Source organism: Dokdonia sinensis (assembly GCF_003688895.1).
In the GTDB taxonomy this organism is placed as follows: Bacteria; Bacteroidota; Bacteroidia; order Flavobacteriales; family Flavobacteriaceae; genus Dokdonia; species Dokdonia sinensis.
This window is the reverse complement of the sequence record NZ_REFV01000006.1, coordinates 1-16,426: the sequence shown is the minus strand read 5'-3', so window position 1 is coordinate 16,426 and position 16,426 is coordinate 1. Positions and strand designations below refer to the sequence as shown.

The 16,426-nt window shown below is 36.6% G+C and carries 8 protein-coding genes; 1 reads left to right on the top strand and 7 read right to left on the bottom strand.

Annotation, left to right across the window (positions count from 1 at the left end):
* The 7 genes from EAX61_RS07395 to EAX61_RS07365 form a co-directional block, all read right to left on the bottom strand.
* The gene (locus EAX61_RS07395) at positions 1-2,007 is read right to left on the bottom strand and encodes a hypothetical protein (RefSeq protein ID WP_121917045.1); all 2,007 of its coding nucleotides are present in this window, start codon (positions 2,005-2,007) and stop codon (positions 1-3) included.
* Positions 2,008-2,034: 27 nt separating this feature from the next.
* Positions 2,035-4,707, bottom strand: coding sequence for a T9SS type A sorting domain-containing protein (locus EAX61_RS07390; protein WP_121917044.1), 2,673 nt, complete (start codon positions 4,705-4,707; stop codon positions 2,035-2,037).
* A gap of 21 nt (positions 4,708-4,728) precedes the next feature.
* On the bottom strand, positions 4,729-6,999 hold the full coding sequence (locus EAX61_RS07385) for a glycoside hydrolase family 3 N-terminal domain-containing protein (protein ID WP_121917043.1): 2,271 nt from the start codon (positions 6,997-6,999) through the stop codon (positions 4,729-4,731).
* A gap of 8 nt (positions 7,000-7,007) precedes the next feature.
* Positions 7,008-8,351: a glucoamylase family protein gene (locus EAX61_RS07380; protein WP_121917216.1), complete on the bottom strand. Its 1,344-nt coding sequence runs from the start codon at positions 8,349-8,351 to the stop codon at positions 7,008-7,010.
* 55 nt (positions 8,352-8,406) lie between these two features.
* Positions 8,407-9,849, bottom strand: coding sequence for a RagB/SusD family nutrient uptake outer membrane protein (locus EAX61_RS07375; protein ID WP_121917215.1), 1,443 nt, complete (start codon positions 9,847-9,849; stop codon positions 8,407-8,409).
* A gap of 13 nt (positions 9,850-9,862) precedes the next feature.
* Complete coding sequence (locus EAX61_RS07370; protein ID WP_121917042.1) at positions 9,863-12,865, bottom strand: SusC/RagA family TonB-linked outer membrane protein; 3,003 nt, start codon at positions 12,863-12,865, stop codon at positions 9,863-9,865.
* A 242-nt stretch (positions 12,866-13,107) separates the two neighbouring features.
* Positions 13,108-15,852 carry a helix-turn-helix and ligand-binding sensor domain-containing protein gene (locus EAX61_RS07365; protein ID WP_121917041.1) on the bottom strand — a complete coding sequence of 915 codons (2,745 nt, stop codon included), beginning with the start codon at positions 15,850-15,852 and terminating at the stop codon, positions 13,108-13,110.
* A gap of 212 nt (positions 15,853-16,064) precedes the next feature.
* Here EAX61_RS07365 and EAX61_RS16450 point away from each other — a divergent pair, with 212 nt between their 5' ends.
* Complete coding sequence (locus EAX61_RS16450) at positions 16,065-16,205, top strand: Pycsar system effector family protein (protein ID WP_161555207.1); 141 nt, start codon at positions 16,065-16,067, stop codon at positions 16,203-16,205.
* Positions 16,206-16,426: the final 221 nt, after the last annotated feature.

Here is a 16,426-nt window from a genome sequence, read left to right as displayed (position 1 = left end):
TTATTGTGCCTCAAACCTTAGATCATCTATATAGTAAAGATCTTGGGGAGTTCCATCTGTCTCTGTTGCATTGAAAAATAACACTAGGGCTGTATTGCCGTTACCCTCTGCCCCACTGAAGTCGAAGGTATACTCTACCCATTCGTTGAGGACAGTGATGTCTGCAAAGATTTCTACCGGTGTTCCTCCCTCAAGTTTTGCCAAAATAGGGCCAGCCTCTGTGGAAAGAACTTTAATTTTAAATTGATTGTTTACAGAAAGGTCTATAGGTGCTCCAAAATTAATAAGTGTATTGTCAAATGGATCTGTACCATTATCTGTATACTGGCCTACATTTGAACTTCTATTATCGCAGGTTACCATGGGATTTTGAACTGTAGGGATGTCTCCAGCATTTGCAAATGGAAAATTCTGTTGACAGTCAAAATCATTTATGATGCTCAAGTCTTCATCTACTCCATCACAATTTTCTACAATCTGATTACAGCCAGCATTCTGAAATTGAAGGTCATCTATAAAATAGATATCTTCCGTCGTGCCATCACTCTGCCCAGCATTAAAAAATAAAACAAGTACTGTGTTTCCATCATCGATTGCTGAAGAAAAGTCAAAAGTGTAGTTGCTCCATTCATCTACGACATTAATGGTTGTGGCGATCTCAGTGGGTGCACCTGTACCACCTTCAAGTTTTGCCAGAAGTGGTGCTTGCATACTAGATAGTACTTTTATGTTTAACTGAGCATTTTCAGATAAGTCAATAGGTCCTCCAAAATTGATAATAATGCTATCAAATGGCTCTGTTCCATTATCCACATACCTCCCCACCATTGCGCTCATATTCAAGGCCGTCATATTGGGGTTGTCTACCGCGGGTACAGCATCTAGTTGATAATTTTGCTGACATTCAAAATCACTTATTATAGAAAGATCAGGTGTAACACCTTCGCACTCTTCTGCAAAAGGGATGAACCTAAGATCATCGATGAAATATGAGTCTGTTTCAGTCCCATTAGTTGCGCCAGCATTAAAAAATAAAACGAGTCTAGTGTTCTCGGCGCCCTGAGCATCTCTAAAATCAAAAGTTAGTTCTGACCATTGATTCGTCTGCTGGATTGTTGCCGTTCTTTCGAGAGGCATTAATCCGCCTTCTAACTTTGCAATTACCTGACCAGCTATACCAGAACGTACTTTTATACTGAATTGGCTATTCTCCATAAGATCAACCACTTCTTGAAAATCAATTAACAAATTATCAAACGGCTCCGTTCCATTATCAATATATTCACCTACAAATGGACTTACATTAATTCCACTGGCGCTAGGGTTAGGAACTACTACGACAGCAGATTCTCCTTGACTTGGATCTCCAAGAAGATAATTCTGTTGACATTCGAAATCATTTATAATACTTAAGTCTGGTTGTACATCTTCACAGGGATCTATTGCCTTATCAAATAAAATATCGTCAATGAAGTAAATATCATCTCCATTAGTCTCTACTCCTTCATTAAATATTATCATAATTTGATCAAAGTCACCATCCTCAAAATCACTGAAATCAAGTTCTTGTTGCGTCCAGGCATCACCACCAAAAACGGTGCTCGATATTACTGCAGTTGCGCCGTTACCTCCTAACAATCTAACCACAAGGGCTCCTGTGACATCAGATTTTACCTTAAACTTAAAGAGTGCATTTTCTGAAAGATTTATAGTGCCATAGTTTATTGTAATACCGTCTGTCGCACTCTGACCGTCTATAAATTGACCTACAAATAAGGATGTGTTGATTCCAGTCTCTGTGGGGTTTCTTACAGTTGTAACATTGGCAATTTCAATATTAGCTTGACATTCAAAATCAGAAATGATTAGAGGGTCTACTACTACATCTGTATCCTCACAAGGAACTGTAGTCAAAAGTGGAAACTCTTGAAGATTGTCTTCACAAGAAACTATGGCTAAGAGCACATATAATAGAGAAATCCGTTTGTAAGTTCTAATTATTTTCATTTCGTATTTTTTTTTTAGGTGTCTTGATTATCTTTTAAGAACCTTTAGCGTTTGATTTCCAGTGCTGCTCTTAAGAGTTAGGAAATATAACCCAGGCACTAATGATGAGATATCAATTCTAGAAATACTGCTACTTCCCAAAACATGCTTTTTTACATTCTTCCCAGAAATATCAAACATCTCGAAGCCAATGATTTCAGACTTTGAAGATATATGGATGATATCCCTAGATGGATTAGGGTAGATACTGATAATGGATTGTTCATCAGATGAGTTTATACTTAAAGATTCGGATTCCCATCTTAAATCATCTATAAAGAAAGTTTCGTTTTCATCTTGCTCATTCCCGGCATTAAAGAAAAGTACTAAACGCTCGTGATTTTCTCCTGCCTGATCACTAAAATCAAATTCGTATTCAGTCCAAGAATTAAGTTCATCAATATTATCACCCTGGTCACCAATATTTCCAAGTTCAACTGCTGGAGAAGTTCCTCCTTCAAGTTTTACTAATAAGTTCGTAGTTTGAGAGGTGTAAATTTTGAGTCGGAATTTGTTATTTGTTGAAAGATCTATGGGCATTGTGTAATTAACAGCAATATTGTCAAAAGCATCACCCCCTTCATCCGTGTACTCTCCTACGAATTCACTTGGATTTGCGGTGCCCTCAAATGGATTAGGAATATTTTGCAATGCGCCCGATATGGGTTGCGATGGTAGGTCACATTCAAAGTCTGTAATTATTGGATCCTCACACATACTATCTGCCGGAGCAAAGAAAAGGTCATCAATATAGTAGGTGTCATTAACCGAACCATCGCTCTCATTAAAGTTGAAGAATATGACTAATGTTGTATTGCCACTATCTGCCACTGAAGAAAAGTTAAAAGTGTATTCCACCCACTGATCAGATACATCCATCACCGTCATAATCTCTAAAGGAGTCGTTCCACCTTCTACCTTGGCCACAAGAGGTATTGGCCCTGTAATTGTCTTGTAAACTTTAATGTGAAATATTGGATTGGTTAAAAGGTCAATAGGTGCTCCGTAATCCACTATTATCGCATCAAGTGGCTCCGTTCCATCATCTATTGCTTCGCCCACGTTTGCACTTGTATTAAATCCACCAACGAAAGGGTTAGCAATATTGTTTACGACTACTCCACCAGAAAACGGGTGTGATGGAAGATCACACTCGAAATCAGATAGTACAGGATCGGCACACATTGTACCTTCTTCTTCTTCAGCGGGAGCAAAGAAAAGATCGTCTATGTAGTAGGTGTCTGTGACAGAACCATCGCTCTCATTAAAATTGAAGAATATGACTAAGGTAGTATTGCCACTATCTGCTACAGAAGAAAAATCAAAAGTGTATTCCACCCATTGGTCCGAGACATCAAGATTTGTCATTATTTCTAGGGGGGCTGTGCCACCTTCTACCTTAGCAACAAATGGTATGGGCGTTGTAAGCTCGGTGTATACCTTTATGTGAAAAATAGGGTTGGTCATCAAATCAATAGGTGCTCCATAATCCACTATAATAGCATCAAAGGGCTCTGTACCATTATCTGTTGCCTCTCCCACATTTGCACTTACATTTATGCCGCCACTGAAAGGGTTTGGAACATTGTTTACAACCACTCCACCAGAAAAGGGGTGTGATGGAAGATCGCATTCGAAATCAGATAGTATCGGGTCTACACACATAGTATCTGCTGGAGCAAAGAAGAGATCGTCTATATAATAGGTGTCTGTGACAGAACCATCGCTCTCATTAAAATTGAAGAATATAACTAAAGTGGTATTGCCACTATCTGCTACTGAAGAAAAGTCAAAAGTGTATTCCACCCACTGGTCAGAGACATCGATATTGGTCATTATTTCTAGGGGCGTTGTGCCTCCTTCTACCTTAGCAACAAATGGTATGGGTGTTGTAAGCTCTGTGTATACCTTTATGTGAAAAATAGGGTTGGTCATCAAATCAATAGGTGCTCCATAATCCACTATAATAGCATCAAAGGGCTCCGTACCATTATCTGTTGCCTCTCCCACATTTGCACTTACGTTTATGCCACCGCTGAAAGGGTTTGGAACATTGTTTACAACCACTCCACCAGAAAAGGGATGTGATGGAAGATCACATTCGAAATCAGATAGTATAGGATCCACACACATAGTATCTTCTTCAGCAGGAGCAAAAAAGATATCGTCTATGTAATAGGTGTCTGTGATCGAACCATCGCTCTCATTAAAATTGAAGAATATAACTAAAGTGGTATTGCCACTATCTGCTACTGAAGAAAAGTCAAAAGTGTATTCCAGCCATTGGTCCGAGACATCGATATTAGTCATAATTTCTAAGGGGGTTGTACCACCTTCTACCTTAGCAACAAATGGTATGGGTGTTGTTAGCTCGGTGTATACCTTTATGTGAAAAATAGGGTTGGTCATCAAATCTATAGGTGCTCCATAATCCACTATAATGGCATCAAAGGGCTCCGTACCATTATCTGTTGCCTCTCCTACATTGGCACTTGTGTTTATGCCTCCGCTGAAGGGGTTGGGCACATTATTTACAACCACTCCACCAGAAAACGGGTGTGATGGTGTTCCACATTCGAAATCTGTCAATAGAGGATCTACACATTGTGAATAACCAATTAATGCTGGAAACAAAATTAATAGTAGTAGTATTTTTTTCATAATAATTTGATTATGTTGATATTATATTTGACTCGATTTAAAGCTGAAAGAATTTGTGAATTCGTGATCAGAGCTACCCGCTATAAAAAGTCTGTAGTCCCCTTCTTCATTGATATAGCCGGCTCCATTTTTGTAAAATTTTAAGTCTTCGGCAGATATCTCAAATGTTAGTGTTTTACTTTCGCCCTTTTTTAAAAATATTTTTTGGAATCCCTTTAATTCTTTTACCGGTCTAGTTATACTTCCAACCATATCTTTTATATATAGCTGTACTATCTCTTCACCATCAAATTTTCCCGTGTTAGTAATTTCTATTGATGCCATTATGATAGTATTTTCTGTAAGGGTATTGTTATCAAGATTTACTTCTCCATAATCGAATGTTGTATAACTTAAACCATATCCAAATGGATACATCGGTTTATTAGGAGCATCAATATATTTTGATGTATACCGCTCATTTGCTCCTTCAATATCTGCGGGCCTCCCTGTATTCTTCATATTATAGAAAATAGGAATTTGCCCAATTGTCATAGGAAAAGTAACAGTGAGTTTACCTGACGGATTATAATCTCCAAAAAGCACATCAGTAATTGCATGTCCGCCACTTGTCCCTGGAAACCAAGCTTCAACAATAGCATCGGCCTGTTCTGATTCAAACCTAAGATCTAGAGGCCGCCCATTCATGAGAACAATTACTAATGGTTTCCCCGTTTTTCTTATTTCTCGAATCAAATCCTGCTGTACAGTGGGTAATTTTATATTTGTTCGGCTCGCTGCTTCCCCACTCATTCTTTCACTTTCTCCCATTACCATAACGACTACATCTGAGGCATTAGCTATTTTAATGGCATTGTTTAAACCAGTCAAATTATCACCGCTGATCTCACATCCTTTCTCATAATCAAATTTGCTATTTCTAGCAACTAGAGCCTCCCTTACACTTACCGCACTACCATTCCTGTCTCCTCTTGCAATCCAATTTCCTACTATATGGTACTGATCATCTGCTAGAGGGCCTATGAGGGCTATTTTTGAATCGCTTTTTAGCGGTAGAGTACCTTTTTTGTTTTGCAAGAGCACAATTGACCTTTGAGCAACTTCTCTGGCGATATCAAGGTTTTTTTGACTTAGAACAATTTCTTTTTCAGTATCCTCATGGCAATACTTGTAAGGATCATCAAATAGACCTAACTTAAATTTAAGTTTGAGAATAGATCGTACAGATTCGTCAAGTTGCTCTTCTGAAATTTTGCCTTCATTAATGGATTTTGCCATTTCATTCAGGTAAACTCCACCTTGCATATCCATATCCACACCTGAGTTGAAAGCCAACTCTCCTGCGTGTTTTAAATCTTCAGCATATCCGTGATTAACCATTTCGTTTATTGAAGTGTAGTCCGTCACAACAAAACCATCAAAATTCCATTCCTCTCTTAAAATATCTTTTAATAAATACTTGTTTCCAGTAGCAGGAACACCATTTACTTCATTGAAAGAAGTCATAAATGTCGCTACTCCCTGTTTAGTAAGTGCCTCGAATGGTGGGAGGTATACATTTCTTAATGTGTTTTCGGAGATATCTACAGTATGATAATCGCGTCCTGCCTGGGCGGCGCCATAGGCCGCGTAATGTTTTGCGCAAGCTAAAATAGTATTATCACTACTTAGATCCTCCCCTTGAAAACCCCGTACCCGCGCTTCGGAAATTTTTGTACAGAGATATGTATCTTCTCCTGCACCCTCGGCGATACGACCCCAACGCGGGTCACGGGCGACATCTACCATAGGGGCAAATGTCCAATGTAAACCTTCGGCAGAGGCCTCGATGGCAGAAACCCTAGCACTTTTTTCTACAAGTTCTAGATCCCAGCTTGATGCCTCTCCCATAGGGATTGGGAAAATAGTTTTATATCCGTGAATAACGTCATACCCAAACAACAATGGAATACCTAATCGTGTTTCCTCAACTGCAATTTTTTGAAGTTTTCTCGTAAAGGCTGATCCCGTTGCATTGAACATTGCACCTAAACGACCATCACGTAAATAATTTAGATAGTTTTTATCCACAACTGGACCAGTAACATCATATTCTGTGGTATAAAGGACCGTTTGACCTATCTTTTCTTCTAAAGTCATCAATACCAATAATGAGTCAACCTTTCGGTTTACCTCCCCATCAATATTGTTCGAATAGCTCTTCTTGTTTGAACTATATTGACTATAGGTAAAGCCTGAAAAAATTGCTAAAATGCCTAGAATTAATAGATATGTGATTTTCTTAGGTAGCATAAATTCTATTAAAAGTTAAATTCAAGTTGCGTAAGTCCATTTTGGATATCTGAATCCTGCATAAACAAATTCCATAAAAGTTGACTTCTAAAATTTTCAATCATTGCTACGATGGGGCCCTGATCAATTGCTAAATAGCCATCTGCGACCCAATTGAATTCCTCAGAAAATGCATCATAAAATCCGTAGGGACCCCACAATTCATCATTCTTATCATAATAAAAATGCTCAAGTGCTCTTGTAGATTCTTCTGGTGTAAATGGGAATGACGATAAGGCTGCGGTAGGCGTAATTACTCCTAAGTCATTTGTTGGACTATGTGCTGAGTACCCTTCATAATTGTCACTAGCGGTTAACCCCCAAGATTCAGCACTATAACCTTTATAACCATTAGGATTATTCCTGCAGTATTCAAAATTGATCAATGAATGAGCCCGATTCTGCTCAAAATAATTTGCATATTGGTCACTTAAATTTGTAGGATTTAAACCAATAAAAGAATAGTGTGCAAAAAATAAGGGACCACCAAATGGCTCTCCTAACGGAAGTTCAGTACCTACATAAGTTGTCCCATTGGTCATTTCCCCATTAGACGCCCATCCATTATCATAGGTTTCTTTCTGAATGGGATAGGTTGGAGATGAAGCAGCTAAGACATAAACTATAAGACCTTCATTCCAACCTTGAATTTTTAAATCAATCGCAAACTCGTTTTCTGGGGACCAGTGCCAAGTTAAAACGTTTTGTCCACGTTCGTGAAAATTCCATTGCACGGCCTCCCATATCGCTGTTATTCGATCCCGAATTGACTGTTCTTGGTCGTTATTCTCTGAAAAATATTGACGGTTAATTAAAAGGCCTTGAATCAAAAGAGCTGTTTCAACTAAATCTCCACCATCATCAAGGTCACTAAAAGGTCTTGTTACACCTGTATCTCCCATATACCAATGAGAGAACACCCCATTATACGTTTCGGCATTTTCTAAGAACGTTAGAATTTTATTCATACGTTCAATTGCCTCTTGCCTTGTGATCCAAGACCTCTCGACTGCTGCTGGAAAACAAGCAATTCCAAATCCAGAGCCACCGATAGTCACAATATTTCTCGCATCTCCGCCTAAAGCATTCTCTTGAGAACGCTCTCGAGCAAGACCACTTACAGGCTCAGCAAAATCCCAAAAGTAGTTAAAGGTGCGTTCTTGCACAGTATTGAGAAGCTCTTCAAAAGGTAAGGTCTCAACATTTGATTCTTCAACAAAACCAACATCTGGAGGTGGCGGTGCTATCTCATCGCTATTGCAACTGCCAAACAATAAAATTGATAAGAATAATTTGGTACAAAACGTATCCATATTTTTTAAAATATTAAATGATTGCATAAATAATTTGCGTTTCTTATGATTTAATCTAGTAACCTGGATTTTGTGTAAGGACTCCCCCACTCAGATCTATTTGTTCTTGAGGTATTGGAAAAACTTCATGCTTTCCTGATTGAAACGGTATACCCTTAGAGTTTAGGACTTCAGGAGCGCGACCTTGACGAACTAAATCAAAATAACGATCGTGTTCGAAAGCCATTTCTAACCGTCTTTCGTCCCACACAGCCACTTGGCTGGTGGCAGAGGTCTGTTCTAAACCAGCTCTTTCTCGAATTTGATTAAGTGGACTAGAAACATCACCTCCTATTACAGAAGCGGCCTCTGCATTCATTAACAGAACCTCAGCGTATCGCAGAATTCTAACATTTTTACCTGTAACTTCAGCCTCTGTTAAAGCGCTTGAATATGCTTTTTGATTATATCTTGGATTAGGCGCATTAATGCTTATAACTCTTCCATCAAATAAAGTTTCTCCAGCAAACATAATGGTCGCATCACGTCTAGTGTCACCATCCTCATAAGCGTTGTCTAAGTCCTGTGATGGTGTGTTGAAACCCCATCCCCAGCCTCCTTCACCGCGAGCCCCTTGGATTGTACTGTATTTATCAACGCCGGCAGCCGGATCATCTCCTCTTGACTGAATTTCAAAAATGGACTCAATATTGTTTTCACTACCTTCTTTCCAGATATCTTCATAGTTAGGAGTTAATCCATACTCACCCGAAGCAATAACTTCGTCTGTAAGACGTCGTACTTCTTCCCATTTTTCTTGATACATACTTACCTTGGCAAGTAAGGTTTTGGCTGCTCCTTTAGTAGCACGGCCTAATTCTAAAATAGGATACTCACTTTTTTCAGGTAGAGATTCAATTGCGTCAGTCAAGTCTTGCTCTATAAAAGCGTAAGTCTCCTCTCTTGTAGCCCGAGATAATACATCTCCTGTGATGTCATCCAGACTATTTATGTTAGTAATAATAGGAACCCCTCCGTAAGTTTGTACGAGACGAAAATAGAATAGGGCTCTTAGAAATTTTGCCTCACCTAGAAGACGATCTTGTAGATCAGGATCCATATCATCAAATTGCTCTATTCTATTTATGGCCTGATTTGCTCTTTGAATAGCATCATAGTGACCTCTCCATACATCACCTACTGAGATAAGAGTTGGTGTAATATCCAGAGCATCTAAAAGATGTTTGTCTACCCCTGTATCACTCGGAATACTGCCCTTATCTGCATCATCTGAAGCAATACTTGTTATACCTGTCCAGGCAAAAGAACTCACTTCCCAAACTAAAAGGCTATTATAAACTGCATTTACAAGTTCTGGAGCACGATCAGAAGTAAGAGCAGATTCCGTCTCCTGATTAGATTCAACATCTATAAAATCTTCGCTACAAGACTGTAGGGTAGCTATACCAATAATAGTTGAAACTAGTACCCAAATTTTTGTGTGTTGTAATTTTTTCATTTCCAGCATTTTTTTAAAAAGAAGTGTTCAATCCAATATAAAAAGATCGTAAAGTAGGATAAGCATCTAGTTCAATTCCTGCACCACCTAATGGGTCTCCTGGGAGTTCTGGCGTAAATCCTGAGAATCGCTTCCAAATAATAGGATTTCTTGCAGAAGCATAGACACGTATATTATCAAAATATTTTAAAGCGCCCTCTGGTAATGTATATCCCAAGGTCATATTGTTTATTCTAACAAAATCACCGGATTCTAAATAGTAATCTGATGAAATAGGAACATCGTTGAAAGCCCTTGGTGTCGTATTACTGGGTCTTCCAGAAGTAAAACGGTTGTTAAAAGTGCTCAGCTCAATATTTTCATTTCCAAATCTTTGCGCCTTCTTACCGTTGTATATTTTATTCCCGAAATTTCCAAATATGTCTGTACTAAAATCAAAATTCTTGAAGTTTACACTTAAATTGAGACTCGCATAATACTTAGGAAGATAAGAATCAAAGAATTTACGATCTCCTTCGTCTATAGTGCCATTGTTGTTATTATCACGATAAACAAAATCACCTGATTCATCTATACCTTCAACCTCGTAAAGGAAAAAGCTACCCAATGGCTGGCCAACGGCAATTTTCTTAGTGTATTCACCATTATTAATAAAACCGCCTATTTGCTCACTAAAAAAAGGATTAGTTACTTTACTAATTTCGTTTTCATTGAAGGAAAAGTTTCCTCCGATAGAATATGAGAAATCCTCACTCAATTTATCAGACCAGTTTAGAGAAAACTCAATACCCTTATTTTCTACTTCTCCCACAGCAGAATTAAAAGGATCAAAACCTATAACGTCTGGTAATTCAATTTCTAAAATAGCATTTGTATTGACTCTCCTATACACATCAACCTCTCCAGAGAGTCGGAAATCAAACAATTTATATTCCAGACCAATGTTTGTTTCCTCTGTAACTTCCCAGGACAAATCCTCCTGTACCGTACCCGTAATTGTAATACCCTGCTGTAGATCCTGATTTGGCCCAAAAGCATAAAACCCACCACTTCCAGTTGTAGCCGTTACTATATTGAAAGGCACATTTTGATTTCCTAATTGTCCAAAGCTTCCGCGAAATTTCAAAACGTCAAATACAGTATCGTCAAAAAAATCTTCTTTAGTTACCACCCATCCCGCGCTCACTGCATAGAAATTTCCGAATTGGCTACCGGGCTGAAATCTACTAGAACCATCTCGACGAAATGATCCGCCTAGAAGATATTTACCCTTATAATCGTAATTAATTCGCGCTAGATAAGAATATAAGCGATCTGTCACACTAATGGCTCCTGAGTTAGATTGTGTATCATCCTGATCACCATTATTTAAATTAAAATTTAAATTATCACTCAGCGGGACATTATTTCGAGTTGCTGATAAAAATTCACTTCGATTTTCTTCAGCAGTAATACCTATTGTAACATTCACATTATGATTTTCAAAAAATGATTTGTTATAAGTAAAGTAATTATCAACAAACCAGCGATAAGTATTAGTATGGGTTACTGTTAAACGGGTTCTAGCGGGATTATCGACTCCTCCCTCAAAACTACTCTCTGTATTAGATGGATTATCTGCCAAAAAACGACCTAGCCTATTTCTAAAATTGTAAAAACGCCCGTACTCTGTCTCAATTGAAAAGCGCGATGTAAATGATAGATCTTTGTAAATTTCATAATCAAATTGAAATGCCCCTTGAACCTTAAAAAATTTATTCTTTTCACGTTTAAAAGCATTTGTCGCATCGATTAGTGGGTTAGCGACATTATTTATTGCTATAGAAGATCCAAAGGTCCCATCATCCATTCTTGCTGGAATGATTGGAGCCTGTTTGTAAGCTGAGGTAAAAAGACCAAAGCTCTGAGGTGTTCCTGTCGCAAGTTGAATACCAACTTTATGAGAAAAATCTAACTTGTTGTTTATTTTATAATCTACATTGCTTCTAACCGTGAGCCTATTAAAATCATTGTTTAATAATATGCCCCGCTCTTCATTAAATCCTGCGCTAAAAAACGCCTTAATATTTTCTGAACCGGTAGATAATGAGAGGTAGTAATCTTGAATAAGTCCGAGTTGTGTAATTTCATCTAGCCAGTTTGTATTGAAGGCTTGATTTGTAGGAATGAAATTACTAAAATCATTATCATTTGAGGGATCGTTATCATTTTGCAAATCTCGACGAGCTGCTTCATTACTATATATGACAAACTGCTCAGAATTTGCCATTTCAACAGTACTTAAAATATCCCTTACCCCTGTGTAAGTATTAAACTTGATCTGTACTTTTTCTGTCCTTCCTTTCTTTGTTGTGACAATTACGACACCATTCGCCCCCCTGTTTCCATATATAGCTAACGAAGCAGCGTCCTTTAAAACATTTATTGATTCAATATCTGAAGTATTAATGTTGTTGATGTTGTCAGTAAGCACACCATCTACAACAAAAAGGGGATCACGACCACCCTGAACAGTACCTAGCCCACGAATGACTACCCGTGAAGCTTGACCGGGTGCGTCTGAGGCAATTACTTGTACACCTGCAGCTTTTCCTTGTAATGCTTGAGTAGCATTTAAAACTGATTCTTCCGCTAATTCTTCTCCGTCTATTTGTGCTACTGAACTTGTCAGAACTTCTTTCTTTTGAGTTCCATAACCTACAACGACTACTTCACCTAATTGATTAATGTCCTCTTTCAAGATCACGTTGTAAGAGGATTTGTCAGAAGCAACATAAACACGTTCTTCAATAAAACCAAGATATCTCACTATAAGAGTATCGTTAGCAGATGCGTTTATAGTGAAATTCCCATCGAAATCAGTTTGAACACCAATATTGGAATCTTCTATTATTATAGTAGCTCCTGGAATAGGATCCCCGTTTTGAGAAGTTACTGTTCCCGTTATAGTATTTTGAGAAAAAACACTCTGTACGGTCAATACTACAAATAGGAAGAAAGTATGTCTAAAATTCATTGAGTTTCCGCTTAAGATTTGTCCAGTTTAAATTATTGCAAGTTAATGCGATGTAAACTTAAGACTTGATTCTAACGAAAACGTTATCGAGATAGTGATGAAATGAACCCTAAAATATAAATATCTAAAATACAATAACTTAGATGTATTTTAGAATACTAATTTTAACAATTTGATGTAGTGTTGATGAGGTAAACTCACCTTAATATTCTAAATTTTAGACCCAAAAATTCATCTTATTCTTAAAATGCTTGCAAAAAAGCTAAGAAATTATCATCGCTATGCATTTCTAATTTTTTTCTTAAACGATATCGATGAAGTTCAACACCTCTTTTTGAAATATTCATAAGAGGGGCAATTTCTTTGGAAGTTAGCCCTGTTTTAATATAAGCGCATAATTTTAAATCTCTAGTGGTCAATTTGGGAAACTTTTTTACAAGATTGTCAAAGAAGTCGGCATTAAATTGCTTAAAGTTCTCTTCAAACTGCCTCCAATCATTCTTATTATTGATATATTTTTCTGAGTTTGCTATTATTTTCTTTGTACGGTAACTATTTGGGGATACATCTTTTAAACGTGTTAGTTCGTTTCTTAATATTATGATTGCTTCATTCTTTTTGATAATGGATGCCGTAGAGTTTGTAAGTTCTCTCTTTTTATCTTTAATCTGCTTTTCCAAATTCGTCTTTTCTAGCTCATAGATACGTTCTTGGGTTTCTTTAGCATATTGTCGCTTAAGCTCTAATTGTTCCCTGCGTATTTTAAGAAGATTACGATGATATAAGAAATATCCAGAACATATAAAAAGAAGAATATATAGGATAAAGGCTAATTTTGAAAGATACCAAGGTGGTAATACGGTGAATTTGATTTCACGATATAAATTATCTTCGATATTTTTATCTACCTCCGTCTCATAGTTATTAGAAATTCTAAGTGAATAATCACCATAACCTAAATTTTGTAAAATAAATTTTCCGTTTTTAATGATTTGCCTTTGTTTCATTTCACCAGAAAGAACATAACTCATTTCATTTTGAAAGGCGTTTGGGGTATAGGTTTCAAAAGTGAGATAGGAAGCATCTTTAAATGATATTTCCACATCTGAATTATTAGGGATAGGAATTGTTTGGTTTGGACTATAAACTTTGTCGATAATAGGTCTTGAGAGACTTTCTTCTGCTATTGTATTAACGTTAAATATGGCAAAACCATCATTTAAATTTAACATACGTATAGAGTCGTTTTTTACAACTACGGCACCATAATTTGCCACCAGACGGTTATATAACTCAAAGTCTGTTAACCTTAATTTCTCCTCAAAATTATTATTATAGAAAATGAGAGAACGGGAAAACTTGTCATCTAAAAACCAAACTCCATTTTCTTCTACACCAATCGATTTTAAGTCTTTTAACTTTTCAACTTCGACAAATTTGGAAGTTCTCTTTGTTTCTGTATAGGTATACCACTTATTTGAATTTGAGAAATACGTCTTATCACCTATTTTAACTATTTCGGTTTTATATTGATTTAAGGTTGGATAATTACTAAAGTCTTCTTTCTCTATAATTTTAGAATAATTGTTATTTAAAGTATACCGAAATAGTCCTTTATAAGGATGCGTAGCCCAAACTTTATTCTCAGTATTAAACGTAATAGCATTAATCGGTGTATCCACACCGTCGACTTTAGTTACTGTTGCATTTGTACCATTAAAATCTAAATGGCTGATTCCGGAGTAAGTAGATTGCAAATAACCAAACCTCTCAGAAGGTATTTCCGTGTATCCATATACCCCCCCTAGTGAAAGATCAATAGTCTCAACTTTATCACCATTTATAAGATACGTCCCATTATTGTGGCCACAGAATAACTGATCATTGATAATAGTGAGATTCCACACATGACCTTCTGATTTTTCAATTAAGATTAGATCATCATTATGGAATGTATAAATGCCAGTATTACTTGCTAGATAATAACGTCCTTTATAATAGGCCATATCATATACAGTACCAAGAGCTCCACTTAGATCAAAATAATAACGGTAAGAACTTTTTAAATTTATTTTACTAATCCCATTATCTAAAGCTACCCATAAATTGCCCTTGTGATAGTCAAGACCTAAAACCGTATTGTTATTAAGACCAGATTCCTTATTTATAAAGGATAAAGCTTCATCCTTTAAATCATAAATTAATACCCCATTCTTTATTGTCCCGAAGGATAGCGTATTGTCGTCAATAAATTTAGCTTTATTAAGGATATACATCTTGAGCACATTATTTAGAGATGCTGATATCGGCGTAAAGTTTGATCCGTCAAATATGAACCCCCCTTTAATTTCGTCATATAGGAATAACTTATCACCTAATGATGTTAAACTCTTAATATTCGTAAGGTATTGGGCTTGATTATTTTTAAGAGGCTCGAGGCGTCCATCTATAAGTTCTTGGAGACCGTCAGTAGACGTTGCTACAAAAAATTTATCTCTGTAATTTGACATTGAAAAAACTCCTTGAGTTTTTTCAATTTTGGAAATAGATGTTCCATCAAAAATATACAGACCGCCGAATGACCTAAATAGGATATTATTTTTAAATTTTAAGATTTGCCAGAACTCCTCACTACCAATTGAGTCAGGATTATTAAACAGATAGGTCAATGAATGATAATCATATAAATTACTTGAATTTTTCTTCCAGAATCCAAATTCTTCATAAGAACCCGTATAGACAATTTCTCCATCATTAAAGACTGATCTAACAATTGTTTCTTTGGGTAGTTTTAGTAATTCCCATTGCTGTCCAGTATATCGTACTAGTCCCCTATTGTTTGCAATGAATATCAAATCCCCATCGCTCACATTAATTCCCCAGTTTTGATTATCACCATAAGTATAATTATCGATTTGTGGACTGAACAGTTGCCCAAATGCGGGAATTGTCAATAAACTAAAAAGAAAAAAAACTATTTTACTCATTACACTCTGATAATATATAAGAACTCTCAAAGATTTCTATAAAATGGAAACTTTTTAAATATACTTACTTATAATAGCATTTGCTTGAAAAAAAATTTTCAAAAGATGACCACTTCAGGTCGTTCATAATATTCGTTCTTAGAAAGTTTACACGATTTAAAACTTAATCGGTAATGATTCATTTGTCAAAACATTTTAAAAAGTAAGCTGACATGAGGATAAACTTTTTTGAACGATTGGGAAAACAGATTTTTATCATCTCAATGATTGCCGCCTGGAAATTTAGAAATTTAAGAAGAGCCATACGCTTTCTGACTCTAGGGCTGTTGCTGTTGTTTGTAACTGGTGGCTAAAATAAATTTAGAACGATTTTATAAGAATGTCTAGTCCTAAATAACCGATACAGATTATTAAAGGATTAAAATTAATATTTAAAGCTTAACGATTCTAGCATCGTTAAGCTTTTTTGATTTGTACTGTTTTCTACTTAGTTTGTTTTGTTGATGCATTTGCTGTGGTGTTAGCAGGTGATTGGATAAGTGCGGTCTCTGATTGTTATAAATTTGGATTGCAT

Bases quoted from the DNA above. Each gene is read 5' to 3' on its own strand.
- EAX61_RS07395 (WP_121917045.1), bottom strand. From the start codon at position 2,007: ATGAAAATAATTAGAACTTACAAACGGATTTCTCTATTATATGTGCTC.
- EAX61_RS07390 (WP_121917044.1), bottom strand. From the start codon at position 4,707: ATGAAAAAAATACTACTACTATTAATTTTGTTTCCAGCATTAATTGGT.
- EAX61_RS07385 (WP_121917043.1), bottom strand. From the start codon at position 6,999: ATGCTACCTAAGAAAATCACATATCTATTAATTCTAGGCATTTTAGCA.
- EAX61_RS07380 (WP_121917216.1), bottom strand. From the start codon at position 8,351: ATGGATACGTTTTGTACCAAATTATTCTTATCAATTTTATTGTTTGGC.
- EAX61_RS07375 (WP_121917215.1), bottom strand. From the start codon at position 9,849: ATGAAAAAATTACAACACACAAAAATTTGGGTACTAGTTTCAACTATT.
- EAX61_RS07370 (WP_121917042.1), bottom strand. From the start codon at position 12,865: ATGAATTTTAGACATACTTTCTTCCTATTTGTAGTATTGACCGTACAG.
- EAX61_RS07365 (WP_121917041.1), bottom strand. From the start codon at position 15,852: ATGAGTAAAATAGTTTTTTTTCTTTTTAGTTTATTGACAATTCCCGCA.
- EAX61_RS16450 (WP_161555207.1), top strand. From the start codon at position 16,065: ATGAGGATAAACTTTTTTGAACGATTGGGAAAACAGATTTTTATCATC.